Genomic DNA, 26,419 nt, shown 5'->3' on the forward strand with positions numbered 1-26,419 from the left:
TGATTCACCGCTTTCGCAGGCAAGCCCACACACCGTTTGAAGTCAGGAGCGTGGTGCGTAGGCAAACACGTCGGCGCGCATCTGGTGTGCATCCATGCCGGCGTTGACCAGCGCATCCAACGTGCCATAGATCATCGCTGGCGAACCGCTGGCGTAGACATGCACGCCCTTGAGGTCGCTGATGTCTTCACACACCGCCTCATGCAACAAGCCACAGCGCCCTTCCCAACCGCACAGGTCACTGACCACTTTGTGCAGGAACAGATTGGGCAATTGCTGCCATTGCTCCCAATGCTCCACCTGATAGAAATCATCCGGTTGGCGCACGCCCCAATACAGGTGCACAGGGTGCTTGAAACCGCTGGCCCGGCAGTGCTCGATCAGGCTGTGCATCTGGGCCATGCCGGTGCCGGCCGCGATCAGCACCAGCGGCCCGTCGGGCAACTCGGCCAGGTGGGTATCGCCAAACGGCAGTTCGACCCGCGCCATCTGGTTACGCTGCAACTGCTCGATCAGGCTGTGGGCGCTGTCTTCGCGCACCAGCACATGCAGTTCCAAATCGCGCCCGGCATGGGGCGCCGAAGCCAGGGAAAACGCCGACTTCTCGCCGTTTTCGCGCTCGATCATCAGGTACTGCCCCGCGTGATAGCGCACCGCCTTGCCGGCCGGTGCCCGCAGGCGCACGCGCCACACGTCGCCCCCCAGGTCCACGCATTCGCTCAACTGGCAGGCAAGTTTGCGCACCGGCAACTCTCCCGGCGCCAGCACGCCATCCCATAGCACGATGCAATCCTCCAAGGGCTCGGCGATGCAGGTATAGAACTCGCCATGATCGCGCACCTCACCGGCTTGTTGCACCCGGCCCTCGACCAACAGGGCCGCACAGACGTGGCACACCCCATTACGGCACGCCTGCGGGCATTCATAGCCCAGGCGCCGCGCGCCTTCAAGAATCCGCTCGCCGGGCTGTAAGTCGAGGACCGCACCGGAAGGTTGCAGGGTTACACGCATCAATCTATTCCCAATTCTTTCCACATCGCATCGACACGTGCCGTCACCGCTTCATCCTTGACGATCACCCGGCCCCACTCCCGGGTGGTTTCACCCGGCCACTTGTGAGTGGCATCCAGGCCCATCTTCGATCCCAGGCCCGACACCGGCGAGGCAAAGTCCAGGTAGTCGATCGGCGTGTTATCGATCATCACCGTGTCGCGCTTGGGGTCCATGCGCGTGGTGATGGCCCAGATCACGTCGTTCCAGTCCCGGGCATTGATGTCGTCGTCGGTGACAATAACGAACTTGGTATACATGAACTGTCGCAAAAACGACCACACACCGAGCATGACGCGCTTGGCATGGCCCGGGTACGACTTCTTCATGGTCACGATGGCCATGCGGTACGAGCAGCCTTCCGGCGGCAGGTAGAAGTCGGTGATTTCCGGGAACTGCTTCTGCAGGATCGGCACGAACACTTCGTTCAGCGCCACACCGAGGATCGCCGGCTCATCAGGCGGCCGGCCCGTGTAGGTGCTGTGGTAGATCGGTTTGACCCGGTGGGTGATGCGCTCGACGGTGAACACCGGGAAGCTGTCGACTTCATTGTAGTAGCCGGTGTGGTCGCCATACGGGCCTTCATCGGCCATCTCGCCCGGATGAATCACGCCTTCAAGGATGATTTCGGCGGTGGCCGGTACTTGCAGGTCGTTGCCACGGCACTTCACCAGCTCGGTGCGGTTGCCGCGCAGCAGGCCGGCAAAGGCGTATTCGGACAGGCTGTCGGGCACCGGCGTCACGGCGCCGAGGATCGTCGCCGGGTCGGCCCCCAGGGCCACGGAAACCGGGAACGGCTGGCCCGGGTGCTTCTCGCACCACTCACGGAAATCCAGCGCCCCACCACGGTGGCTCAACCAACGCATGATCACCTTGTTGCGGCCGATCACTTGCTGGCGGTAGATGCCCAGGTTCTGGCGGTCCTTGTTCGGGCCCTTGGTGACGGTCAGGCCCCAGGTGATCAGCGGGCCGACGTCGCCGGGCCAGCAGGTCTGCACCGGGAGCATCGCCAGGTCGACATCATCGCCTTCGATGACCACTTCCTGGCATACCGCGTCCTTGACCACCTTGGGCGCCATGGCAATGATCTTGCGAAAGATCGGCAGCTTCGACCACGCGTCCTTCAGGCCCTTGGGCGGCTCGGGCTCCTTGAGGAACGCCAGCAGCTTGCCGATTTCGCGCAGTTCGCTGACCGACTCGGCGCCCATGCCAAACGCCACCCGGTCGGGCGTGCCGAACAGGTTGCCGAGCACCGGGATATCAAAGCCTGTGGGGTTCTCGAACAGCAGCGCCGGGCCCTTGTTGCGCAAGGTGCGGTCGCAAATCTCAGTCATTTCCAGGACCGGGGACACCGGCACCTGAATACGTTTCAACTCTCCGCGCTGCTCAAGTTGCTGCACGAAATCCCGAAGATCCTTGAATTTCATTAACCATGCCACCCGTAAAATAGGCGTACATCCTACCTGCTCTGAGGGCGGCTGGCAGCCCTATCGGCGGCGCAATTGCCGGCCAGGTGTCGTTAAAACCCCAGGCAAAAAAAATGGCGCCCCTGGGGGCGCCATTCTTTCGGACCTGAAACGCAGTATTACTTGCGTTTCATCGACAGGAAGAACTCGTCGTTGGTCTTGGTGGTTTTCAGCTTGTCGATCAGGAACTCGATGGCAGCGACTTCGTCCATCGGGTGCAGCAGCTTGCGCAGGATCCACATGCGCTGCAGTTCGTCGTCGGCCGTCAGCAACTCTTCGCGGCGGGTGCCGGAGCGGTTGATGTTGATGGCCGGGAACACACGCTTTTCAGCGATGCGACGGTCCAGAGGCAGTTCCATGTTGCCGGTACCCTTGAACTCTTCGTAGATCACTTCGTCCATCTTCGAGCCGGTTTCAACCAGCGCGGTGGCGATAATGGTCAGCGAGCCGCCTTCTTCGATGTTACGCGCGGCGCCGAAGAAACGTTTCGGCTTCTCCAGGGCGTGGGCATCGACACCACCGGTGAGCACTTTGCCGGAGCTCGGGATCACGGTGTTGTAGGCACGGGCCAGACGGGTGATGGAGTCGAGCAGGATCACCACGTCCTTCTTGTGTTCGACCAGGCGCTTGGCCTTCTCGATCACCATTTCGGCAACCTGCACGTGACGGGTTGGCGGCTCATCGAACGTCGAGGCAACCACTTCGCCGCGCACGGTGCGCTGCATTTCGGTCACTTCTTCCGGACGCTCATCGATCAGCAGCACGATCAGGTGAACTTCAGGATTGTTACGCGCGATGTTCGCTGCAATGTTCTGCAGCATGATGGTCTTACCGGCTTTCGGCGGCGCGACGATCAGGCCACGCTGGCCTTTGCCGATCGGGGCGCACAGGTCGATCACACGACCGGTCAAGTCTTCGGTGGAACCGTTGCCGGCTTCCATCTTCATGCGCACGGTTGGGAACAGCGGCGTCAGGTTCTCGAAGAGAATCTTGTTCTTCGCGTTCTCCGGGCGATCGAAGTTGATCGTGTCGACCTTGAGCAGGGCGAAATAACGCTCGCCTTCCTTTGGAGGGCGGATCTTGCCAACGATGGTGTCACCGGTGCGCAAGTTGAAGCGACGGATCTGGCTCGGCGAGACGTAGATATCGTCTGGGCCGGCGAGATAGGAGGCGTCTGCAGAGCGGAGAAAGCCGAAGCCGTCCTGGAGAATCTCCAGCACGCCATCACCGGAGATTTCCTCGCCGCTTTTCGCGTGCTTTTTCAGCAGGGAGAAAATCACGTCCTGCTTGCGCGAACGGGCCATATTTTCTATGCCCATTTCTTCGGCCAGTTGGAGCAGGTCGGTAATCGGCTTTTGCTTGAGTTCAGTCAGATTCATATAGGAATGACGTAATCATTTATAGAGGGGGGGAATTAAGCTTTTGGCTTAATGAGGCCGCGCCGCAGAGAAGGCGACAGGATCGCGTACTAATCGAAAGGAATGCGTCGGCGACGGCTTGCAGGGGGCAGTGGAGAAACCAGTGCGGGGCCGAATGTACCACCTGAATTTCAGAGCGTCTAGCCCTGCTTTACGAAAAAGCCCCGCAATTTGCGGGGCTTTTTTTACGACGCTTAGATGTTGGCGTCGAGGAATGCGGCCAGTTGCGACTTCGACAGTGCGCCAACCTTGGTGGCTTCGACGTTACCGTTCTTGAACAGCATCAGGGTCGGGATACCACGTACGCCGTGCTTGGCCGGGGTTTCCTGGTTCTCGTCGATGTTCAGCTTGGCAATGGTCAGTTTGCCTTCGTAGGTGGTTGCGATGTCGTCCAGGACCGGAGCGATCATTTTGCAAGGACCGCACCACTCAGCCCAGTAGTCAACCAGCACCGGGCCCTGGGCCTGCAGTACTTCGGCCTCAAAGGTCGCGTCGGTGACGTGCTTGATAAGATCGTTGCTCATGGATGTCTCCGGGTTGTAAGCAAAAAAAACGTTGCCCATCATAGCTGCCCTTCCTTCGTTCAGGAAGCCGCCGCTGATTGACTCTTGCTATCGAATGCCATCATTTTGGGTATTACCGATTCAGGATGTTACCGGTGTGACAAAGGCGATGCCCGTGCGCAAGGCGGCGTTACGCACGTGCTCCTGCATGGCTTTTTGCGCCGCCGCGCTGCTGCGCCGGGCCAGCGCACGGAGGATCTTGCGGTGCTCCTGCCAGGTTTCCATCGCCCGCTCCGGTCGGATGAACGGTAGTTTCTGGCTTTCCAGGAACACCTCGGCACTGGCGCTGAGGATGCTCACCATCGCCTGATTGCCACTGGCCAACAGGATGCGCTGGTGAAAAGCGAAGTCCAGCCGCGCGGCGGCCTCGAAATCACCGGCCTTGAGCTCCCGGCGCATGGCCTGGACATTGTCTTCGAGCCAATCCAGTTCCCCAGTGGTCAGCGTCATGGCCGCCAGCCCCGCCGCAAACCCCTCCAGGGCATAGCGCAACTGGAAGATATCCAGCGGGCTGGCCTGGGCCGTAAACGGCCAGGCCACGCCGTTTATCTCGGCCGCCGGCGGCGCCTGCACAAATACGCCCTTGCCCGGTTGCACGCTGACCAGCCCCAGTGCGCTGAGCGACGACAAGGCCTCGCGCAAGGAAGCACGACTGACCCCCAATTGCATCGCCAGGTCCCGCTGCGAAGGCAAGGCATCGCCGGGGCCGAAGCCCTGCTCCTTGATCAGTTTGCGGATAGCTTGCAAGGCCGCTTCCGGTACGGCTTGGGCGATGGAATTCATGGAAAACCCGAGGTTTCAGTCAACAGTGGGCCTAGTTGTAAAGCTATTCTCGGCAGCCGGCAAGCCACGCCCCAAAGGGGCTCGCGCGGTTTTGCCGACGCTCGAAAAGGGTGCGAAACCAGACCTGACTGTTCAGACCAGTCAGACCGCCGCACGCCTCGTAAAACCTGCCTTGCAGGCGTTTCAAAGCACCATGGCACGGGCTGTGCACTGGCAACACTCAGAAAATCCCTTCGCCCTTTTCGGAGAGTTGCCATGACCAAGCGTTGCAGCGTCCTGCTCACTGCCTTGTTTGCCAGCCTGATGCTCAGCCAGGCACCTGCCCAGGCCAACGGCCTGGACGATATCGTCGCCCGTGGCACCCTCAAGGTCGCCGTACCCCAGGATTTCCCACCATTCGGTTCGGTGGGCCCGGACATGAAACCACGCGGCCTGGACATCGACACCGCCAAACTGCTGGCCGAGCAACTCAAGGTCAAACTGGAGCTGACCCCGGTCAACAGCACCAACCGCATCCCGTTCCTCACCACCGGCAAAGTGGACCTGGTGATTTCCAGCCTGGGCAAGAACCCGGATCGCGAAAAGGTCATCGACTTTTCCAAGGCCTACGCGCCGTTCTATCTCGCAGTGTTCGGCCCGCCTGACGCGGCCATTGCAAGCCTCGATGACCTCAAGGGCAAGACCATCAGCGTGACCCGCGGCGCCATTGAAGATATCGAGTTGAGCGCGGTCGCCCCCAAAGAAGCCACGATCAAGCGCTTCGAAGACAACAACTCGACCATCGCCGCCTACCTCGCCGGCCAGGTGGACCTGATCGCCAGTGGCAACGTGGTGATGGTGGCGATCAGCGAGCGCAACCCCAAGCGTGTGCCGGCGCTGAAGGTCAAGCTCAAGGATTCGCCGGTGTATGTCGGGGTGAACAAAAACGAGCCGGCACTGCTGGAGAAGGTCAACCAGATCCTGGTCAGCGCCAAGGCTGATGGCAGCCTGGAAAAAAACGCGATGCAGTGGCTGAAAGAACCATTGCCTGCAGATCTCTGAAGCGGAGCTGATTGATGGCCTATCAATTCGACTTTGCGCCGGTGCTGGCCAATACCGACCTCCTGTTGCGCGGCGCGTTGTTCACCCTGGAACTGACCGCCATCGGCGCCATCCTGGGGGTGGCGCTGGGGATTGTCGGCGCCGTGGTGCGCGCATGGAAAATCCAGCCGTTTTGCTGGTTCTTCGGGGTGTATGTCGAGTTGATTCGCAACACACCGTTCCTGGTGCAGTTGTTTTTTATCTTCTTCGGCCTGCCGTCCCTGGGCCTGCAGATTTCCGAATGGCAAGCGGCGGTGTTGGCGATGGTGATCAACCTGGGCGCCTATTCCACGGAGATCATCCGGGCCGGCATCCAGGCGATTCCCCGCGGGCAACTGGAAGCGGCGGCAGCGCTGGCAATGACACGTTTTGAAGCGTTCCGCCACGTGGTGCTACTGCCGGCGCTGGGCAAGGTCTGGCCGGCCCTGAGCAGCCAGATCATCATCGTGATGCTCGGTTCGGCGGTGTGCTCGCAGATCGCCACTGAAGAACTGAGCTTTGCCGCCAACTTTATCCAGTCGCGCAACTTCCGCGCCTTTGAAACCTACGCACTGACCACGCTGGTGTACCTGTGCATGGCGCTGATGATCCGCCAGTTGCTCAATTGGATCGGCCGTCGCTATGTGATGAGGAACAGCCATGAGTGATTTTTCGTTCTGGGACATCGTGCGCAACCTGCTGACCGGCCTGCAGTGGACATTGCTGTTGTCGCTGGTGGCGTTTATCGGTGGTGGGCTGATCGGTCTGCTGGTAATGACCCTGCGCATCAGCAAAAAAGCGTTGCCGCGCAATATTGCCCGCACCTATATAGAACTGTTCCAGGGCACGCCGCTGCTGATGCAGCTGTTCCTGGTGTTCTTCGGCATCGCCTTGCTGGGGATCGATATCTCGCCGTGGCTGGCCGCGGCGATTGCCTTGACCCTGTTTACCAGCGCCTACCTGGCCGAGATCTGGCGCGGTTGTGTCGACTCCATTGCCCATGGCCAATGGGAAGCCTCCGCCAGCCTGGCCCTCAACCCTTATGAGCAACTGCGCTATGTGATCCTGCCCCAGGCCCTGCGTATTGCCGTGGCGCCAACGGTGGGTTTCTCGGTGCAGGTGGTCAAGGGCACGGCGGTGACGTCGATCATCGGTTTCACCGAACTGACCAAGACCGGCGGCATGCTCGCCAATGCCACCTTCGAGCCCTTCATGGTCTACGGCCTGGTTGCACTCGGTTACTTCCTGCTCTGCTACCCCTTGTCCCTCAGTGCCCGCTACCTGGAAAGGAGACTGCATGCCTCTGCTTAGAATATCCGCGCTGCATAAGTATTACGGCGATCACCATGTGCTCAAGGGCATCGATCTGACGGTCGAGGAAGGCCAGGTGGTGGCGATCATTGGCCGCAGTGGCTCGGGAAAGTCCACCTTGCTGCGCACCCTCAATGGCCTGGAGTCAATCAACGACGGGGTGATTGAAGTCGATGGCGAATACCTCGACGCGGCCCGAGCCGACCTGCGCAGCCTGCGGCAGAAAGTCGGCATGGTGTTCCAGCAGTTCAATCTGTTCCCCCATTTGACCGTGGGTGAAAACGTCATGCTCGCGCCCCAGGTCGTGCAAAAAGTACCCAAGGCCAAGGCCACGCAACTGGCGCGGCAGATGCTAGACCGTGTCGGCCTCGGGGAAAAGTTCGATGCATTTCCCGATCGCCTGTCTGGCGGTCAACAGCAGCGGGTGGCCATTGCCCGCGCCCTGGCAATGTCGCCCAAGGTATTGCTGTGCGATGAAATCACCTCGGCGCTGGACCCGGAGTTGGTCAATGAAGTGCTCAGCGTAGTGCGCCAACTGGCCAAGGACGGCATGACGCTGATCATGGTGACCCATGAGATGCGCTTTGCCCGGGAAGTGGGCGACAAACTGGTGTTTATGCACCAGGGCAAAGTGCACGAGGTGGGCGACCCGAAAACCCTGTTCGCCCAACCGCGCACCGCCGAACTGGCCAACTTCATTGGCTCGGTGGAACAGCCGGGCTGATACTCACCCCCAGTGGCATCCACTCAACCTGCACCCGCCCTTCGAGGGTGGTTTCGCGGCGCACAGAGAAAGCCTCCACCGGCAAGTAAGGGTCGATCTCAAGGTGGGCCGATAGCCGTCGGCCTGCCACCGGGACACCCGCCGCGCGCGCGATCAGGACCTGCCCGGGCATAAGGTGTTCGCTGACAGCCACGGACGGCGCACCCTCGGCGATCAGATCCACGGATCGCCCATCAACATGGGCGTGCCTGATACCCAGGGCAAAGGCGCCGTCGCCGCCAAACCGAAAGCCCAGCCCTCCCGCAGGCGAGCCGCTGAACCGCAGTGCCATGGGAGCAGGATCGACACAGACCACGTTCAACAACACCGTCCGCCGGCCCAACGACTGCGCGCCTGCGTGCCCATCCAGCCCTTGCCCATGGCGCAAGACGCCGTAGTCCACCCGAGGCTGGCTCAGCGCTACCTGACACGTCGCGACGCTGGCCTCACTGGCCAGTAACGCCATCACAAACAACAAGCACCGAGAGAGGCTGCCCATCGACTTACAATCCACGGCAGGTAACCGAGGCGGTTTCATACAATTTGTCATTGGAAGGCTCTGACTCAAGGTTCAGTTGCAACAGGCAGGGCGTCGTCGAGTCAGGCAACTCGACACTCAGGATTTGCTGGGGCTCGCTGTCATTCAGGAAGATCAGCCCTTCGCCCACCACGCTGGTCAGGAAAGCCTTGTCCGCTCCAAACACCGCAGCCCCCTGGGGTAACGCACGCCCTCGCTGGTCATGAGCGGTCAACAGCACGCGGCGTGCACTGACCACCTTGAACTCCACGGTATTGAACGACCCGCGTGCGGCAGCGAGGGTGTGGGTGCCGTTCTTGAGGTCGACATGCTTGGGCAGGGATTGGGTCTGCACCTCCAAGTGGGTGTTGCTGTAGGCCGGCAACCCTGGGATGACCGCATGACCACGATAGTCGGTCCAGACCGGGCCCTGGGGCGTGGAGACCTTGGCGCCCGCGATATTCCCCACCGACAGCAGGCCGAACGTGTCCTGTACCGCATAGGGTGAAAAGGACACCCCCTGCCCATGGGCGACCACGGCGCCCTGCAGTTGCCCGGTGTAGCTGGTGCCTGATGCTTCCCGGCTCATTCCGGCGCCGATGCGGGTGTAGCGCGGCATGACGTCGACCCGCCCGTAGACCGATTGCTGGCGCTCACTCAGGTCGCGTTCGGCGCCGACCTCATAGTCCACATACTCGTTGACCCGTTCCGACAGCGCGGTGCCGACATCGGAGCGACCGTTGCGCCGACTCGCAAAAGAGGTGAGGCGACGACTCTCGCCGAAGGGCACGCTGACTTGCAGGCGCAGTGACACGCCTTGCGAGGGGAGCTCCTCATTGGCCGCATAACGGCGCTTGCGCCGACGGGAGGGGCCTGTCTGGGAATCGGCGACCAGGGCGACATCAACCTCATTGAAGCGCTTGTTCCACGACGCAAATACATGCTCGGCGCCCTGCCCATCAAACTGGCGGTTGCGCGAATAGCTGAGGGAGAACGCGCCCAAAACCGGCTCGGCCCAACTTATGCCGGCGGTGTACTGATGTTGGAACCTTGCGCCCAGGGCATCCCGAGTCGATGCCATGCCGGCCTCCAGCACATCACGGTAACCCTGGCTCTGGGTGGTGACGCTCAGGTTGACTTCAACCCCCGCGCCCAAAGGGCTGCCCAACGACACGGCGCTGCGCGTCCCGCCCACTGCGTAGACTTTGTCTCGCGAGCGGTTGTGCCGTGCCGCAACCGTGACCCGCTGGAAAAAGACACGGCTCAATGTACCGCCAGCCGCGTGATAGTCATCGGTCCCCAGCACACCGAGCCCCAGGGAGGTGCCTGCGCCCAGGCCCCAAGTGCCACTGCCCATCGCCACCACCGGCGACTCCCGGCCGTTGGCGAGGGTTTCCCGCACTTTGCCCAGGGCAAAGTCGAAGCCCGGCGCCACCGGCACTTGAGCACCAAAAGACGCGGCGGGCACCACGAAGTTGCGCTTGCCACCCCGCGTACCGATGACACTCACGTCCAGGTCACTGGTGCCATTGAGCAGGGGCAGGCCTGTCAGGCTGAAGGGCCCTTCGGGCACCAGGGTCGAATAAATCAGCACGCCGGACTGGCGCACCTCGACCCTCGCCTGGCTGTGGGCCAAGCCTTCAACCACGACGCCGTTGGAACTCCCCAGGCGCGCAACACCATCCGGGAAGAGCTGCAGGCCCGAGAGTTGGAGGCCGCCAAACACCGGGCTGCGGCTGGAAATCTGGCCCACCTGGAAGGTCGACTGCAAGGCCGCGAAATCGCGCTGGGCATAGGCATATACGTGTTCACTACGGCCCCTGCCGTTATCGGAAATATAGAACTGTCGGCTGCGCACCACCCAGTTGCCCAGGTTGAATCCCGCCTCGGTGTAGGCCGAGACAAAACGACTGGAGCCATCGCGCGCATGGCTGTCGAAGCCCAGCACATCGTAGTTGAGCATGGCGGCCGTCCCGCCCTGGCTGAAGCTGCCCACCTCCCACTCTGGCTCGCGCAACGATTGCGTAGGCACCACCAGGGACACTTCGTCACTGCCGGGGCGCAACCTGACGAGCGTTGCCGGGAACTCGCCAAGAAAGTCGTGACACGCCTGCTCAGCCGTCACGCCAGCCTGCAGGACCGCCGACGGCACCCGCAAACCCGCCTTGTCCAGCAGCCCGCGGGTAAAACACAGCTGCCCTTGATAGTCGAAACGCGCATCGACCAGCCCCAATGCCGTGCCATTGACCCGCAGCCCGACCACCTGTACGCCCTCGCGAAAGCGCGCGGCGCTGCGAAAGTACTCCGAGACTTTTGGATCAATGCCGTGCGTGGTCAGGGCGGCCAGATCAAACCCGTCGCCCAACTGGATGGCCTGCGCGTCCCCCTGGACCCCGAATAGGGTTGCCAGGCCCATGAACAGCCCCGAGCAACACGCACCGCCGGCCCCTTTGCCCACCGCCCGCTCAAACCCCATGGTCGGTGACATCTGCTTGATAGCTGTCGACACTGAACCCGTACACCGTCGCGGGCTGCAGAACCACCGAGGTGACATCGGACTGCGGCCCGTGGGTATCGACCACCAATACTTCACCCGGCAGGACATAGCTGCGCGGCAGGGTCGCCAGTTGCTTGCCGGGCAACAGTTGCAACTCCAGCGCCAGGCGCACCACATACGCGCTGTCGTTATGCACAACCAAGCCGCCGCCCTGGCGTTTCCACTTCAACAACTCCCAGGGTGCCTGGTGCCTGGCCAACCCCCTGGGGTGCAGGATCAGTGGCAGGTTCTGCCGCAAGGTAATGCCAATGGTCGTACCACCGGGGCTACGTGCCTGGGGAATCCCTTCAAAGGACACACGTTTCAACCGCTGGGTCTTGAGCGGCGCCCCAGCCGTGCTGATAAAACGCACGAGCTGGGTTTCACCTGCCTCGACCCGGGTAATCGGCGGCGTGACTATCAACAGTGGCTCTTGATCTTCAGGAATGTTTTCAATCACCGAGTGAAGTAACGCGGGCCCCGGGTCGGTGTTCTTGATATTGATCGTCGCTTCACCGTCTTCTTCATATAACACCACGACCGTTGTTTCGGGCTGCATGCCATCGGCGACCGTAATGCCACTTGCGCATAACAACAGACCGGCACACCACAACAGCGTCACACTTGCTTTCAAAAAACAACTCACCGTGGTTTCTCCGCAACAACCCAGACAAACAGCAAGAAAATAAACAGCCATGCAAAAGCAGCCGACAAGTCACGAAAGCGTTATGAAAACTTCCGTTTCAATATCGGCTGCTTTTATAAGTCCTTAGATGTAACTAAGTACTAAAGTAGCGCGGCCATCCAGCGTGACATCACGGGTCAGGTCCAAATCCTGCGCCCTGTTGATGACCGCCTTCACCGCAATCACCCCTGTCAGTTGGGAGATTGACGCGGGGGTAACGGTCGAACCGTTACGCCACGAATACTGGCTGGGTGCCTGCGCGACTTTCCCGTCGCTGTTCTGCCAGGCGCCGGTGCTGACCCGCATGATCGGGTTCAACACGACACCTGAAGATCTCAGGTCCCTGAGCGTGACCGAGTACCCTCCGGTACGCCGGGACGATACAGCGCCCAGCCCGAAGTTCTGCGCCTCGGTATAGCCAGCACCGAGGATCCCGGTGACCTTGCTGCCTGCCTGCAGGTCAGTCACGGCCAGGGCGAACTTGGCCGGGGTAGTGCCGCAGTTGACGGCCACCGACGTGGTTTTCTCTTCACGGGGGTTGAAGGCGGTCTGGGACAGTTCACCGGAGCGAATGGTCCCGTAGTCGATGATGCCACCGCCGCCCAGGCTCAGATTGCAGGCTGCGGGTGTGATCGTCCCGCGTACGACCAGTTGCGCAACGTTTGTTGCTTGAGCGCCAATACTGGCTGCCAGACAAATAATGCCTACTGTCAAACCTACTGCTTTTTTCATGATCGACCTGTCGTTGAAAAGTGTCAGGCATTATTTATTCGAGCGGAGATTCTGTTCTCCATTATTAGTTCATCCTTGAAACACAAAGCATAGATAAATAACACCACGGCTTGATTGCCGAATGACAGTTTCACCCCTGGGCCCACTCAATAAATATAAGACAACACCTTAAACCCTGTGAGACTCATAAAAAACAACTGTCCCTTTTACTAACCCCCCAAGTAGTCCGGAACAAGTTATGGTCCAGCACAATTACGCGAATAATGTAGGAAATAACATAAAACGCCCAAGTCGCAAAAAATCGTGCAACTTCCTTCACGGACCAAGAGTGATGTCATCGGCCATACGGAAATTTGCCCTACATTTCCTACAAAATTTGATCGAGAGCAGGGGTAGGACAAATCACCAAGCACTACGCGTTGGCGTCAGCGTTTGATCGTGGCACGATGGCGAGGTTATCGACCGAGATCCCCTAACCATGCCGCAATCCCAAGCCAAGAATCTGTCCTTGATCGCCGCCATCGACCTGGGCTCCAACAGCTTTCACATGGTCGTGGCCAAGGCCCAGAACGGTGAGATCCGCATCCTTGAGCGACTCGGCGAAAAGGTACAACTGGCTGCCGGCATCGACGACGAGCGCAAGCTCAACGAAGAGTCCATGCAACGCGGGCTCGATTGCCTCAAGCGCTTTGCCCAACTGATCAATGGCATGCCCCAGGGCGCCGTGCGTATCGTCGGCACCAACGCATTGCGCGAAGCGCGCAACCGTGGCGAATTCATCCGCCGCGCCGAGGAGATCCTCGGGCACCCGGTGGAAGTCATCTCCGGCCGTGAAGAAGCGCGCCTGATCTACCTCGGCGTTTCCCACACGCTGGCCGACACCCCTGGCAAGCGTCTGGTAGCGGACATTGGCGGCGGCAGCACCGAGTTCATCATCGGCCAGCGCTTCGAACCGTTGCTGCGTGAGAGCCTGCAAATGGGCTGCGTCAGCTACACCCAGCGTTATTTCAAGGACGGCAAGATCACCCCGGCCCGCTACGCCCAGGCGTATACGGCGGCGCGGCTGGAGATCATGAGCATCGAGCATGCCTTGCATCGCCTGACCTGGGATGAAGCCATCGGCTCATCCGGTACCATCCGCGCCATCGGCCTGGCCCTGAAGGCTGGCGGCCATGGCACTGGTGAGGTGAATGCCGAAGGCCTGGCGTGGCTCAAGCGCAAGCTGTTCAAGCTCGGTGATGCCGATAAAATCGACTTCGAGGGCATCAAGCCTGATCGCCGGACTATCTTCCCGGCCGGCCTGGCGATCCTTGAAGCCATCTTCGACGCCCTCGAACTGCAGCGTATGGACCATTGCGATGGTGCGCTGCGTGAAGGCGTGCTCTATGACCTGCTGGGCCGTCATCATCATGAAGACGTGCGTGAGCGCACCCTGGGCTCGCTGATGGAGCGCTACCACGTCGACCTGGAACAAGCGGCACGGGTCGAGCGCAAGGCGCTGCATGCCTTTGACCAGGTCGCCGAGGATTGGGAGCTTGAAGAAGGGGTCTGGCGGGAGCTGCTGGGCTGGGCGGCCAAGGTCCATGAGGTGGGGCTGGATATCGCCCACTACCATTACCACAAGCACGGCGCCTACCTGATCGAGCACTCTGACCTGGCGGGTTTTTCCCGGGAAGACCAGCAGATGCTGGCGTTGTTGGTGCGCGGTCATCGCCGCAATATTCCCAGGGACAAGTTCGCCGAATTCGGCGCCGAGGGCATCAAGCTGATTCGCCTGTGTGCCCTGCTGCGCTTTGCGATTCTGTTCCATCACATTCGCGGCACCCACCAGATGCCGCAGGTTACCCTGCACGCCCGTGGCGACAGCCTGGATGTGGTGTTCCCCGAAAGTTGGCTGGATGAACACCCCTTGACCCAGGCGGATTTTGCCCAGGAGGCCGAATGGCTGACACGGGTAGGCTTTACCCTGAACGTCCACTGACCTGGCAACGCACCGGATGCCTGGCTGGCGTCCGGTGCGCGACTTCACGACGCCCCTAAACGCTCGAGGTCTGTGGCACACCCGGCTTGAAGGCCGGCTCCTGGATAGCCTGGGAAGCCTGTTCATAGCCATAGGCGATCGAAAGCAACGTGGCTTCGCTGTTGCCCGTGCCGCACAAGTGAATCGCGGTCGGCATCCCCTCCTCATCCATACCCGAAGGCACCGATATACCGGGGTAACCGGCCGCGGCGGCGCCGTAGTAACTGTGTGATTGGAAGTTCGACACAATGGCATCGAGCTTGTGTTCATTGAGCGGCTTGTCGAGAGCGTTCCTGAACGTGGGGATAACGGAAGCCCACAGGCTCTCACGCTGCTCATCCGTCAGCTGCAGGCCGTTGATAAGGGCCAGCAGATCCTGATCAGGCTCCCCCGGCCGCCTGTCGCGTTCATTGAATGCAATCAGCTCAGACAACGACTTCACGGGCAACCCTTCCCGTGTGGCCAGGTACGCTTCCAGTCTTGGCTTGATGCCGGCCATAAGCGCGGCGTTGTATTGATGGTAGGTTTGCCGCGATACATCAGCATCCGGCGCGGTGATCGGCACCATGACGGCACCCTTGGACGCCAGGAGTTGGATAGCGTCCTCAAAATGCTTTTTGTCCGCGCGTATGGCCGGATCCCTGGCTTCTTCTTGCGTCAACTCGGGCACTGGGGTGTAGCCGATCCGCTTGCCCTGCAAGGCATCCGGCTTCAGCCCGGCGGTGTAGACGGTTGTTTGTGTCATGGCGTTCAGCGCTTCGGCGGCATCGCGTATGTTGCGCGTGAACGTGCCCACCGCGTCCAGCCTCGAACTGGTCATCACGCCCTCGGTGCTCACCAGCCCGGCCGTTGTTTTCACCCCGAACACACCGTTGTAGGCCGCCGGGGCAATGATCGAACCATTGGTCTCGACCCCCAATGCCAGCGGGACATGCCCCTGGGCAACCGCCACCGCCGAACCGGAACTCGAACCCGCCACCTGCCCTCCCAGCCGATGCGGGTTGAGGGTTTGCCCGCCGCGGGAACTCCATCCGTCAACCGGCACGTCGGAGCGAAAGTTGGACAGCTCGCTCATGTTGGTTTTGCCCACGATGACCGCACCCGCGTTGAGCAAGTTATCCACAACCTTGGCGTTTTTTTTCGTCGGTAATCCCACCAACGCACGGGAACCCGCGCTGGTCTGCATTTTCCCACTGGTTTCAAAGACATCCTTCAGAGCGATCGGAACGCCATGCAAAAAACCGCGCACGTTACCGTTGGCACGCTCCAGGTCACGCGCCCTTGCCTGCTCACGGGCATCAGGATTGACTTCAAGAAACGCATTGCCGCCCTGCAACCCCTGGTCGATATTGGCGATGCTTTTCAGCGAATCCTTTACCAGGGCCTCTGAAGTGACCGTCGCCTGGCTCATGCCCGACGCCATCACGTGCGCGCTGCGATAATCCTTTGGCGGCGAAGTGAACGCATCAAGTAGCCCCGTACCTCCCACTCCCATTCCTACGACTGGCCCCATCATTGAAACTCCTCAGCTGTCACCGGCTATCGTCTGATAGCCCGGTGTCAGTCTAGGAATGGAAAGAGGCGGCTCCCAACCTGGCATATCTGAAGCGCCTGTCCGACCGGTCAGAGGTGGACGTAGGCTCAGGCCAGTATCAGCGTACGGCCAGCAGCGGGCTGCCCAGCCGCTCCAGCAAGGTCGCCTGCGCACTGCGCGGGTTCTGGTTGCCGGTCGGGGTGTTGCGCACGTAGCGCCCATCCGACTGCAGGCTCCAGCTGTGGGTGTTATCGGTGAGATAACTCTCCAGCTCTTTCTTGACCCGCATGATCAGCTTCTTGCCTTCTACCGGGAAGCAAGTCTCTACCCGCTTGTCGAGGTTGCGCTCCATCCAGTCGGCACTGGAAAGGAACATCTGCTCTTCACCACCGTTGAGGAAGTAGAACACCCGCGTGTGCTCCAGGAAGCGGCCGATGATCGAACGCACGTGGATATTGTGCGACACCCCGGCAATACCCGGACGCAGGCAGCACATGCCGCGCACCACCAGGTCGATGCGCACGCCGGACTGGCTGGCCTTGTACAGCGCACGGATGATCTTCGGGTCGGTCAGCGAGTTGAACTTGGCGATGATATGCGCCGGCTTGCCGTCGAGGGCGAACTGGGTTTCGCGGGCAATCATGTCAAGCATGCCCTTCTTCAGGGTGAACGGCGCATGCAGGAGCTTTTTCATGCGCAGCGTCTTACCCATGCCGATCAACTGGCTGAACAGTTTGCCGACGTCTTCGCACAGTGCGTCGTCGGAGGTCAGCAGGCTGTAGTCGGTATAGAGCTTGGCGTTGCCGGCGTGATAGTTACCGGTGCCCAGGTGTGCGTAACGCACGATTTCCCCGGCTTCGCGGCGCAGGATCAACATCATCTTGGCGTGGGTCTTGAAGCCGACCACGCCATAGATCACCACCGCGCCGGCTGCTTGCAGGCGGCTGGCCAGTTGCAGGTTGGACTCTTCGTCGAACCGCGCACGCAACTCGATCACCGCCGTGACTTCCTTGCCGTTACGCGCGGCGTCCACCAGCGCATCGACGATTTCCGAGTTGGCGCCGCTGCGGTACAGGGTCTGGCGCACGGCCAGTACATGGGGGTCCTTGGCGGCCTGGCGCAGCAGGTCGACCACCGGGGTGAACGACTCGAAGGGGTGCAGCAGCAAGATGTCCTGCTTGCTGACCACGCTGAAGATGTTCTCGCTGTTTTGCAGCAGTTTCGGGATCTGCGGAGTGAACGGCGTGTATTGCAGCTCCGGATGGCTGTCCAGGCTGGTGATGCTGAACAGGCGCGTCAGGTTCACCGGGCCATTGACCTGGTACAGCTCGGTCTCGGCCAGGTTGAACTGCTTGAGCAGGTAGTCCGAGAGATGTTTGGGGCAGGTATCCGCCACTTCCAGGCGCACCGCGTCGCCGTAGCGCCGCGAGAACAGCTCGCCGCGCAGGGCGCGGGCCAGGTCTTCGACGTCTTCGGTGTCGACCGCAAGGTCAGCGTTACGGGTCAGGCGGAACTGATAGCAGCCCTTGACCTTCATGCCCTGGAACAGGTCATCGGCATGGGCGTGGATCATCGACGAAAGAAATACATAGTTATCGCCAGCCCCCCCGACCTCTTCCGGTACCTTGATGATGCGTGGCAACAGGCGCGGTGCCGGGATGATCGCCAGGCCCGAGTCACGGCCAAAGGCATCGATCCCTTCGAGCTCGACGATAAAGTTCAGGCTCTTGTTCACCAGCAGCGGGAACGGGTGCGTCGGGTCCAGGCCAATCGGGGTGATGATCGGCGCGATCTCGTCACGGAAGTAGCGACGCACCCAGGTCTTGAGCTTGACGGTCCAGTTGCGCCGACGGATGAACCGCACCTGATGCTTTTCCAGCTCCGGCAACAGGATGTCGTTGAGGATGGCGTATTGACGGTCCACATGGCCGTGTACCAGCTCGCTGATGCGGGCCAGGGCCTGGTGCGGCTGCAGGCCATCGGCGCCAGCCTGTTCACGGGCAAAGGTGATCTGTTTCTTGAGGCCGGCGACACGGATCTCGAAGAACTCGTCCAGGTTGCTGGAGAAGATCAGCAGGAACTTCAGGCGCTCGAGCAGCGGGTAGGACTCATCCAGCGCCTGTTCCAGTACGCGGATGTTGAATTGCAGTTGGGACAGCTCGCGATGGATATAAAGGCTGCTGTCATCCAGGTTCGGAATCACGATAGGCGGTGCCGCCACCACCGGCTCAGTAATCACGGCAGGCTGCTCAGGCACAAGCTCCGGCGGGGTTTCGGCCACCTGTTCAACCACCGGGTGAGCGTCTTTTACGGCAACGTCTGTGAGTCCTTCGGTATTCATCGAGTGTTCCTGTGAGGGCTATTGTTGCTCTCTAAGCAATTGGGCGGCACGGGCGGCAAAGTAAGTCAGGATGCCATCGGCACCCGCACGTTTAAAGGCAGTCAGGGACTCGAGGATCACTCCTTCACCCAACCAGCCATTTTGAATCGCAGCCATGTGCATGGCGTATTCACCACTGACCTGATAGACAAAGGTCGGCACCTTGAATTCCTCCTTGACCCTATAAAGGATGTCCAGGTACGGCATGCCGGGCTTGACCATCACCATATCGGCGCCTTCGGCCAGGTCCGCCGCCACTTCGTGCAAGGCTTCGTGGCTGTTGGCCGGGTCCATCTGGTACGAGGCCTTGTTGGCCTTGCCCAGGTTCAACGCCGAGCCGACCGCATCGCGGAACGGCCCGTAGTAGGCGCTGGCGTACTTGGCCGAATAGGCCATGATCCGCACATTGACGTGGCCGGCCAGCTCCAGCGCCTCACGGATTGCCTGGATACGACCGTCCATCATGTCCGACGGGGCCACCACCTGAGCGCCCGCGGCGGCATGGGACAGCGCCTGCTTGACCAGGGCATCCACGGTGATGTCGTTCTGCACGTAGCCTTCTTCATCCAGGATCCCATCCTGCCCGTGGGTGGTGAACGGGTCCAGCGCCACGTCAGTGATCACCCCCAGCTCCGGAAAGCACTCGCGCAAGGCGCGGGTCGCGCGCTGGGCAATCCCTTCGGGGTTCCAGGCCTCGGCGGCGTCCAGGGACTTGAGCCCGGCCGGCGTGACCGGGAACAGCGCCAGCGCCGGAATCCCCAGCTCGACCCACTGCGCGGCTTCTTCGAGCAGCAGATCAATGGTCAAGCGCTCGACGCCCGGCATCGACGCCACCGCTTCCCGACGATTTTCACCGTCCAGCACAAACACCGGCAGGATCAGATCATCCACCGTCAGTACGTTTTCACGCACCAGGCGGCGAGAAAAATCATCACGACGGTTGCGGCGCAGGCGGGTAGCGGGAAACAGGCGTTGGGCGGGGGTAAAGCTCACGGCAGACTCCTGAGCCCGGCTTGACGGGCGAGCGTGACAGTTATAAGCGGTCATTATGACGAAGGAATGACAGTTGTGCTTACTCATGCGACCTGTCGCCGCATTCACGGTTTCTGTAGGAAATGTTCACTTCATGACACATCTCGATACTTTCATGAATGTCCACGAAGGCGTAGGCTGCGCGTTCATTTCGCCAGCACCCAGACAATGCTCCAACAATTTCTGAATGACTTTGGCTACTTTGCCCTCTTCCTGGGGACGTTCTTTGAAGGTGAGACCATTCTGGTTCTCGCAGGCTTCCTTGCGTTCCGCGGATACATGGATATCAACGTAGTGGTGGTGGTCGCGTTCTTCGGCAGCTACGCCGGCGATCAGCTCTGGTACTTCATGGGCCGCAAGCATGGGCGCAAATTGTTGGCACGCAAGCCACGCTGGCAGTTGATGGGTGATCGGGCGTTGGAGCACATCCGCCGGCATCCGGATATCTGGGTGCTGAGTTTCCGTTTCGTCTATGGCCTGCGCACGGTCATGCCCGTGGCCATCGGCCTGTCAGGCTACCCGCCGGGACGCTACCTGTTGCTCAACGGCATTGGCGCGGCGATCTGGGCGGCTGCGCTGGGGGCGGCGGCCTACCACTTCGGCGCCGTGCTCGAAGGCATGCTGGGCAGCGTCAAGAAGTACGAGCTCTGGGTGCTGGGCGCCTTGCTCGTGCTCGGCCTGGGCTTGTGGCTGCGCCGGCGCATCCGCAACGCCCGCCTGGCCCGGGAAACCTGCGCCGCCGAGAAGGCCCAATTGGCGCAGGAACAACTGGCCGAGAAAAAGCCCGAGCCTACGACGCCAATCGAGTAAGCCGCGCCTCACTCCATCGTTGCGCATAGAACTGCCAGTTGGCCCACAGCGGCTTCCAACTGGCAAAGGCGTGGTCACGCCAAAGATCACCGGCTCTTTTTCGTCTTCTTCCGGGAACGAGCCAAACGAACGCCCCCAAATAATGAACACCCCGCCTTGGTTGCGATCCATGTAGAGAGCGTTCTGTGCATGGCGGCCCAGCCGTTCGAGCACAATCAGGGCAATGAACAACGGTACCGCGCAAGGAACGAAGTCCAAGGGCCAGTCCGGTCGACTATTGTCATATCAAGATTAGGGCGAATGGCCGGATGCCCCATTGGCAATGACCGAAAAATAAGTAGACATTTAACGCCATAAATCAGGAGAAATGCCCATGAGCAAAAAGATTGCAGTGATCCTTTCCGGCTGTGGCGTGTACGACGGCGCTGAAATCCATGAAAGTGTGATCACCTTGCTGCGCCTGGACCAGCGCGGCGCAGAGGTTCAGTGCTTCGCGCCGGATATTGCGCAAATGCATGTGATCAACCACCTCACGGGCGAAGAAATGCCCGAGTCGCGCAATGTTCTGGTGGAGTCTGCGCGCATCGCCCGGGGCGAGGTGAAGGACATTCGCGAGGCCCGCGTGGAGGAGTTCGACGCATTGATCGTGCCCGGCGGTTTTGGTGCGGCGAAGAACCTATCGACCTTTGCTGTCGAAGGCGCCGGCTGCAGCGTCAACCCGGATGTACTGGCACTGGCCGAAGCCTTCGCCGAAGCAGCCAAGCCCGTGGGGCTGATCTGCATCTCGCCAGCCTTGGCGGCAAAAATCTACGGCCCCGGCGTGACCTGCACCATCGGCAACGACACCGACACGGCGGCGGCCCTGGACAAGATGGGCGCCACCCACCAGGAATGCGCGGTAGACGAGATCGTCGAAGACAAGGCGCGCAAACTGGTGAGCACGCCGGCCTACATGTTGGGCAAGAACATCAGCGAAGTGGCATCGGGCATCAACAAGCTGGTGGACCGGGTGCTGGAACTGACCCACGAGAACGACTGAGTCATCTCTGACTATTCACAGCAGCGATGTGGGAGCTGGCTTGCCTGCGATAGCATCACCTCGGTTTAACTGACACACCGAGGCGCCTGCATCGCGGGCAAGCCCGCTCCCACTTTTCACCGCTGGCGTGCTTAAGAAGCCGCGACCCGGCGCTTTTCGGCCAGGCGGCTGCGGCTGTACAACACCACAATCGCAATGATCGCCACCGCCTGGGCGCTCAATGAATACGCATCGGCGTGGATGCCCAGCCAGTCGAAGTCAAAGAACGCCACCGGCCGGGTGCCGAAGATGCCCGCTTCCTGCAATGCCTTGACGCCATGCCCGGCGAACACCACCGACAGCGCGCACAGCAGCGCGGCGTTGATTCCGAAGAACAGCGCCAGCGGCAATTTCGCCGAGCCACGCAGAATGATCCACGCCAGGCCCATCAGCAACACCAGCGCCGTGGCACCACCGGCCAACACGGCGTTATGCCCGGCAGGACCGGCCTGCAGCCACAGGGTTTCGTAGAACAGGATCACTTCGAACAGTTCACGGTACACCGAGAAGAACGCCAGGATCGCAAACCCAAAACGCCCACCACCGCCGACCAGGCTGCTCTTGATGTAGTCCTGCCAGGCGGCCGCGTGGCGGCGGTCATGCATCCACACGCCCAGCCACAGCACCATCACGCTGGCGAACAGCGCCGTACAACCTTCCAGCAACTCGCGCTGGGCGCCACTGACGTCAATGACATACGCCGCCAGCGCCCAGGTCGCCGCGCCGGCTACCAGGGCCAGGGCCCAACCGACGTTGACGCTGCGCACCGCCGATTGCTGGCCGGTGTTGCGCAGGAAGGCGAGGATCGCCGCCAGCACCAGGATCGCTTCCAGCCCTTCACGCAACAGGATCAGCAAGCCCGAGATGTAGCTCAAGGACCAGCTCAAGCCGTCGCCGCCCAACAGGCCGGCCGACTCAGTGAGTTTGCCCTTGGCCACGTCCAGGCGCTGTTGGACTTGCTCGATCGGCAGCCCGTCCTGCAACGACTGCCGATAGGCCATCAAGGCCTTCTCAGTGTCCTTGCGCACATTGGCGTCGACGTTATCCAGGGAGCTTTCCACCAGCTCGAAGCCTTCCAAGTACGCCGCTACCGACAAGTCGTAGGCCTGTTCATGCTCGCCACTGCGGAACGCCGCCAGGCTCTTGTCCAGCGTGGCAGCGGTGTACTCCAGCAACTGCGCCGGGCCACGCTGGACCTGCGGCGGCTGCGCACGCTGGGCGCGGAACACCCGGACCGCCTCCGGCCCTTCGGCGGCCAGCACTTCTTCCGGGGTCTGGCGGGCAAGGTCGGCCAGGTTGAAGGATTTTTCGCTTTTTGCTGCGGCCGGGTCGGCGGTGAAGCCGGCGATATAGGTCGCCAGGTCCCAGCGCTGACGGTCATCCAACTGGTCGGCGAACGACGGCATATCGGTGCCTTCGACGCCCAGGCCCAGGGTGTTGTAGATGCCATACAGGCTCAGGCGGTCCAGGCGCTGTGCATCGCGCAGGTTGGCCGGCGGCGGGGTCATGCCGACACCGGCCGGGCCATCGCCCGCCCCGGCGTCACCGTGGCACACCGAGCAATGCTGGGCGTACAGCGGCGCACCCCGTGTCGGGTCTGGGGTAATGGCCGGTGCCTGGCTGACTTCATAGGCCGCCGCCAATTGCGCACCCAGTTGCCGTGCCTGGCGTGCGACCGCGTTGCCGTCCTGATGGGTGGTGACGGCGCCCAGCAGCTCATCGACGCCTTTGACCAGGGCCGCACGCTCGGGCTTGTCGGGCAGGTCTGCCACCAGCCCCTGCAGCACACCGAGAAACTCCACCTGCTCACGGTATTCGGACTCATCGACCACCTTGCCCGCCTCCACCGTCGGCGGATAGTCAGCGCCAATGTAGTCCAGCAAATGCAGGGCCTGGGGCGCACCTTCTGCGGTGGCAGCCAACAGATTGAAGCTGCACGACACCAACGCCGGCAACAACAGCCAGGCGAGAAAACGGGAGGGGGCAGTCATGAATGAATCTCAGATGGAAACAAGAAGTAACATATTGTCGAATGTTAATGGGTTTGACTCAAGGCGTTAGTGCTTTGTCCGCCGAAATGACCCGCCCAGGTCTTCAATACACCCACGCAAAAGCCATTGTTTTGCCAGTAACGAAGCCTATAATGCGCCGCCTTCGTTATCGCGAATCGGCATTTCAGCTCCTCGTTTTATGAGGAATGTGTAGGAAAGGCTTTTCCTGCGATTGGTTATTCGGCCCGACCAGCACCTTCGGCCGACTACGCTCAGGGAAGCAGCATTCCAATGGCATCTCGCGTCTTCATCTCCCTTGCCCTCGCTGCGGTCACGCTGCTGTCGGGCTGTTCGATGTTCCGCAGTTACGACTCGGAACTGCAAGCCACTAACCAGCAATTGGCCAGCGGCAATGTCGACGGTGCGCTGACCCTGCTGGAGAAAAACAACAGCAGCGAAGACAAAGACCTTCTCTACTATTTCGAAAAAGGCGAGTTGCTGCGCGCCAAGGGTGACCTGGCCGGCAGCCAGGCGGCCTGGCACCGCGCAGACCTGGTGGTGTACAAGTGGGAAGAGTCGGTCAAGTTCGACACCGAGCGCTATCTGGCGCAGTTCGGCAGCTTCCTGGTCAATGACAAGGTGCGGCGCTACGAAGGGTATGACTATGAAAAAGTCATGCTCACCACCCAGATGGCGTTGAATCTGCTGGCGGTCAACGACTTCGACGGCGCCCGTACCGAAATCAAGAAAACCCACGAACGCGAAGCGGTGATCGCCGAACTGCGGGACAAGGAATACCTCAAGCGCGAAAACGCAGCCGAACGCCAGGGCGTCGCCACCCAGTTCAAGGACTTGCGCGGCTACCCGGTAGAAAGCCTCGACGCGCCGGACGTGGTGGGCCTGAAGAACAGCTACCAGAGCGCTTTCAGTCATTACCTGGCCGGTTTCGTCTACGAAGCCCTGGGTGAAAAAGACCTGGCCGCGCCGGGCTATCGCAAGGCCGCCGAACTGCGCCCCAACACACCGCTGCTGGAACAGGCCCTGCTCGATCTGGACGCGCCCAGCGTGGCGGCTGACGAAAGCGACGTGCTGATCGTAGTCCAGAGCGGCCTGGCGCCGGCTCGCGACTCGATCCGCCTGCCACTGCCGATCCCTATCGACGGGCATTGGGTAATCACACCGCTGTCGTTCCCGGTGATCAAGCCAGACACCTCGACGGCCACCTTTGCGCAGATCGGCGTCGATGGCCGGCAGCAGAACCTCACGGCCCTCAACAGCACCACCGCCATGTCCCGCCGCGCCCTGCGCGACGACATGCCAGGGATCATCCTGCGCACCACCGTGCGCGCCATCAGCCGTGGTGTGACGCAAAAGAACCTGAACCAGACCAACCCCATGGCCGGCCTGGTGTTGGGCATCGCCTCCGCCGTCACCGAGGGCGCCGACACCCGCACCTGGCGCACCCTGCCGGACGTCACCCAGGTCACGCGCCTGCGCCTCAAGCATGGCGAGCACCAAGTGAGCCTGCCCAATGCCCTGGGTGGCGCGCTGGTGACGGTCAAGGCCGAACAACGCCACCAGGTGATTACCTTGCGCGTGGTCGGCAACCAGGTATTCGCCAGCGGCCTGGCGGCCCATGTGGTCGCGAGCAACCCGGGCCAGGCCGTGGCCAGCCTCAAACAACCTTAAGGAGCACGCTATGCGTCATTTTATCCTCGGCGCCCTGGCGCTGATCTTCCTCGCCGGTTGCGCCACCCCGCCGCCGGAACCTGGCAGCGCGGCGAGCAAAGTCGTGGTAATGGGCAAGTTCAAGGGGATTGCCGTGGGCGCGATTCGCGTGGCCCGCGAAAACGGCTTCCTGACCGCCAAGGTGCAGTTGAGCAACATCACCAGCAGCAACCAGATGATGTATTACCGCTTCGCCTGGCTGGGTGCCGATGGCTTCCCGGTGGGCGACGAAGAAACCTGGAAAGTGCTGAACCTCTACGCCAACCAGGCCACCTTCCTGCCGGCCATCGCCAACCTGCCCCAGGCCGCCGACTTCCGCCTTGAAGTCAAGACGCCTTGAACCTGCCCCCTATTCAGTTTTCGAGAGACCTTCCCATGTTTGCACGCTTTTCGTTCCTCGCCGTGATCGCCGCCCTGGCCAGCGGCTGCGCTAATACCTCGCCGGTCATCGGCGGCAAAAACATCAGCTACGGCGATACCAAGGCCGTGGAGTTGGTGACCAACGAGTTCGGTTCCACCGACCTGCAGATGATCGCCGAAAGCATGACCCGCTCCCTGGCGCAGTCCGGCATTCTCCAGGGCCGCCCGGTGGTGCAGGTGTATGACGTGAAGAACAAGACCAGCGAATACATCGATACCCGCGAGATCACCACCTCGATCAAGACCCAACTGATGAAGACCGGCACCGCCCGCTTCGCCAGCGACAACACCGACATGCAAAGCCAGGTCGACCAGCTCAAGCTGCAAAACCAGAGCGGCCTGTACAAGAAATCCACGGTCAGCAAGACCGGCAACATGGTCGCGGCCAAGTACCGCCTGGAAGGCTCCATCAGCTCCATCGTCAAGCGCAGTGCCGACTACAAGGACGTGTTCTACAAGTTCAGCCTGCAACTGGTCGACGTCGAAAGCGGCCTGGCCGAATGGATGGATGAAAAAGAAATCCGCAAGACCACGGAGCGCTAA

Annotated in this window: 23 protein-coding genes and 1 pseudogene; 10 read left to right on the forward strand and 14 right to left on the reverse strand. The window is 61.1% G+C overall.

From position 1 onward, the window contains the following. Window positions 1-42 precede the first annotated feature (42 nt). The 5 genes from GDV60_RS26205 to GDV60_RS26225 all read right to left on the reverse strand — a co-directional run bounded on the left by GDV60_RS26205 (window position 43) and on the right by GDV60_RS26225 (window position 5,280). Window positions 43-1,011 carry a CDP-6-deoxy-delta-3,4-glucoseen reductase gene (locus GDV60_RS26205; protein WP_133715260.1) on the reverse strand — a complete coding sequence of 323 codons (969 nt, stop codon included), beginning with the start codon at window positions 1,009-1,011 and terminating at the stop codon, window positions 43-45. Then, window positions 1,011-2,477: a 4-hydroxy-3-polyprenylbenzoate decarboxylase gene (ubiD, locus tag GDV60_RS26210; protein ID WP_029289556.1), complete on the reverse strand. Its 1,467-nt coding sequence runs from the start codon at window positions 2,475-2,477 to the stop codon at window positions 1,011-1,013. Before ubiD ends, GDV60_RS26205 begins: the two co-directional genes overlap by 1 nt. A gap of 158 nt (window positions 2,478-2,635) precedes the next feature. Beyond that, the gene (gene rho, locus GDV60_RS26215) at window positions 2,636-3,895 is read right to left on the reverse strand and encodes a transcription termination factor Rho (RefSeq protein WP_003176825.1); all 1,260 of its coding nucleotides are present in this window, start codon (window positions 3,893-3,895) and stop codon (window positions 2,636-2,638) included. 233 nt (window positions 3,896-4,128) lie between these two features. Next, window positions 4,129-4,458 (reverse strand): thioredoxin TrxA, encoded by a 330-nt coding sequence (gene trxA, locus GDV60_RS26220; protein ID WP_029289563.1) that lies wholly within the window; start codon window positions 4,456-4,458, stop codon window positions 4,129-4,131. 120 nt (window positions 4,459-4,578) lie between these two features. Continuing rightward, window positions 4,579-5,280 (reverse strand): FadR/GntR family transcriptional regulator, encoded by a 702-nt coding sequence (locus GDV60_RS26225; RefSeq protein WP_029289565.1) that lies wholly within the window; start codon window positions 5,278-5,280, stop codon window positions 4,579-4,581. Window positions 5,281-5,535: 255 nt separating this feature from the next. Here GDV60_RS26225 and GDV60_RS26230 point away from each other — a divergent pair, with 255 nt between their 5' ends. The 4 genes from GDV60_RS26230 to GDV60_RS26245 are packed head-to-tail and all read left to right on the forward strand — an operon-like array spanning window position 5,536 to window position 8,374. After that, window positions 5,536-6,321 carry a transporter substrate-binding domain-containing protein gene (locus GDV60_RS26230; protein ID WP_070994024.1) on the forward strand — a complete coding sequence of 262 codons (786 nt, stop codon included), beginning with the start codon at window positions 5,536-5,538 and terminating at the stop codon, window positions 6,319-6,321. Between the two features lie 14 nt (window positions 6,322-6,335). Then, window positions 6,336-7,007 carry an amino acid ABC transporter permease gene (locus GDV60_RS26235; protein WP_029289571.1) on the forward strand — a complete coding sequence of 224 codons (672 nt, stop codon included), beginning with the start codon at window positions 6,336-6,338 and terminating at the stop codon, window positions 7,005-7,007. After that, window positions 7,000-7,650, forward strand: coding sequence for an amino acid ABC transporter permease (locus GDV60_RS26240; protein ID WP_029289573.1), 651 nt, complete (start codon window positions 7,000-7,002; stop codon window positions 7,648-7,650). The genes GDV60_RS26235 and GDV60_RS26240 overlap by 8 nt, the downstream gene beginning before the upstream one ends. Continuing rightward, entirely contained in the window at window positions 7,637-8,374 is a 738-nt protein-coding gene (locus tag GDV60_RS26245) for an amino acid ABC transporter ATP-binding protein (protein ID WP_029289575.1), read from the forward strand. Before GDV60_RS26240 ends, GDV60_RS26245 begins: the two co-directional genes overlap by 14 nt. Here GDV60_RS26245 and GDV60_RS26250 read toward each other — a convergent pair. From GDV60_RS26250 to GDV60_RS26265, 4 genes are all read right to left on the reverse strand, one after another. Further along, the gene (locus tag GDV60_RS26250; RefSeq protein ID WP_159909129.1) at window positions 8,346-8,912 is read right to left on the reverse strand and encodes a hypothetical protein; all 567 of its coding nucleotides are present in this window, start codon (window positions 8,910-8,912) and stop codon (window positions 8,346-8,348) included. The genes GDV60_RS26245 and GDV60_RS26250 overlap by 29 nt on opposite strands. 4 nt (window positions 8,913-8,916) lie before the next feature. Beyond that, window positions 8,917-11,346, reverse strand: coding sequence for a fimbria/pilus outer membrane usher protein (locus GDV60_RS26255; protein WP_159909321.1), 2,430 nt, complete (start codon window positions 11,344-11,346; stop codon window positions 8,917-8,919). Between the two features lie 49 nt (window positions 11,347-11,395). Continuing rightward, window positions 11,396-12,163, reverse strand: coding sequence for a fimbria/pilus chaperone family protein (locus tag GDV60_RS26260; RefSeq protein ID WP_081041693.1), 768 nt, complete (start codon window positions 12,161-12,163; stop codon window positions 11,396-11,398). A 72-nt stretch (window positions 12,164-12,235) separates the two neighbouring features. Next, the gene (locus tag GDV60_RS26265) at window positions 12,236-12,883 is read right to left on the reverse strand and encodes a DUF1120 domain-containing protein (RefSeq protein ID WP_092232029.1); all 648 of its coding nucleotides are present in this window, start codon (window positions 12,881-12,883) and stop codon (window positions 12,236-12,238) included. 478 nt (window positions 12,884-13,361) lie between these two features. Here GDV60_RS26265 and ppx point away from each other — a divergent pair, with 478 nt between their 5' ends. Further along, window positions 13,362-14,864, forward strand: coding sequence for an exopolyphosphatase (gene ppx / locus GDV60_RS26270; RefSeq protein WP_092232032.1), 1,503 nt, complete (start codon window positions 13,362-13,364; stop codon window positions 14,862-14,864). A gap of 55 nt (window positions 14,865-14,919) precedes the next feature. Here the strand turns inward: ppx and GDV60_RS26275 are convergent, their stop codons facing one another. From GDV60_RS26275 to hemB, 3 genes are all read right to left on the reverse strand, one after another. Then, complete coding sequence (locus GDV60_RS26275; protein WP_240160308.1) at window positions 14,920-16,314, reverse strand: amidase family protein; 1,395 nt, start codon at window positions 16,312-16,314, stop codon at window positions 14,920-14,922. Window positions 16,315-16,555: 241 nt separating this feature from the next. After that, complete coding sequence (ppk1, locus tag GDV60_RS26280) at window positions 16,556-18,778, reverse strand: polyphosphate kinase 1 (protein WP_029289586.1); 2,223 nt, start codon at window positions 18,776-18,778, stop codon at window positions 16,556-16,558. Between the two features lie 18 nt (window positions 18,779-18,796). Continuing rightward, a complete protein-coding gene (hemB, locus tag GDV60_RS26285; protein ID WP_159909131.1) occupies window positions 18,797-19,810 on the reverse strand; it encodes a porphobilinogen synthase in 1,014 nt (337 codons plus the stop codon). A gap of 207 nt (window positions 19,811-20,017) precedes the next feature. Between hemB and GDV60_RS26290 the strand changes: the two genes are divergently transcribed. Continuing rightward, window positions 20,018-20,659: a DedA family protein gene (locus GDV60_RS26290; RefSeq protein ID WP_029289590.1), complete on the forward strand. Its 642-nt coding sequence runs from the start codon at window positions 20,018-20,020 to the stop codon at window positions 20,657-20,659. Here GDV60_RS26290 and GDV60_RS26295 read toward each other — a convergent pair. Then, window positions 20,655-20,851 (reverse strand): annotated as a pseudogene (locus GDV60_RS26295) (sterol desaturase family protein); the annotation flags it as partial. The gene GDV60_RS26290 and the pseudogene GDV60_RS26295 overlap by 5 nt on opposite strands. A gap of 181 nt (window positions 20,852-21,032) precedes the next feature. Between GDV60_RS26295 and elbB the strand changes: the two are divergent. Next, entirely contained in the window at window positions 21,033-21,698 is a 666-nt protein-coding gene (gene elbB / locus GDV60_RS26300) for an isoprenoid biosynthesis glyoxalase ElbB (protein WP_029289592.1), read from the forward strand. A gap of 131 nt (window positions 21,699-21,829) precedes the next feature. On the opposite strand, the gene GDV60_RS26305 is transcribed toward elbB, so the two are convergent. After that, entirely contained in the window at window positions 21,830-23,728 is a 1,899-nt protein-coding gene (locus tag GDV60_RS26305; RefSeq protein ID WP_029289594.1) for an FTR1 family protein, read from the reverse strand. Between the two features lie 291 nt (window positions 23,729-24,019). On the opposite strand from GDV60_RS26305, the gene GDV60_RS26310 reads away from it, so the two are divergent. The 3 genes from GDV60_RS26310 to lpoB are packed head-to-tail and all read left to right on the forward strand — an operon-like array spanning window position 24,020 to window position 26,419. Continuing rightward, window positions 24,020-25,417: a COG3014 family protein gene (locus tag GDV60_RS26310; protein WP_159909133.1), complete on the forward strand. Its 1,398-nt coding sequence runs from the start codon at window positions 24,020-24,022 to the stop codon at window positions 25,415-25,417. Window positions 25,418-25,427: 10 nt separating this feature from the next. Beyond that, entirely contained in the window at window positions 25,428-25,796 is a 369-nt protein-coding gene (locus tag GDV60_RS26315) for a YcfL family protein (protein ID WP_029289599.1), read from the forward strand. A 35-nt stretch (window positions 25,797-25,831) separates the two neighbouring features. Beyond that, window positions 25,832-26,419 (forward strand): penicillin-binding protein activator LpoB, encoded by a 588-nt coding sequence (gene lpoB / locus GDV60_RS26320; RefSeq protein WP_029289601.1) that lies wholly within the window; start codon window positions 25,832-25,834, stop codon window positions 26,417-26,419.

Origin of the sequence: Pseudomonas sp. DTU12.1 (assembly GCF_009873475.1) — a bacterium.
In the GTDB taxonomy this organism is placed as follows: Bacteria; Pseudomonadota; Gammaproteobacteria; order Pseudomonadales; family Pseudomonadaceae; genus Aquipseudomonas; species Aquipseudomonas proteolytica.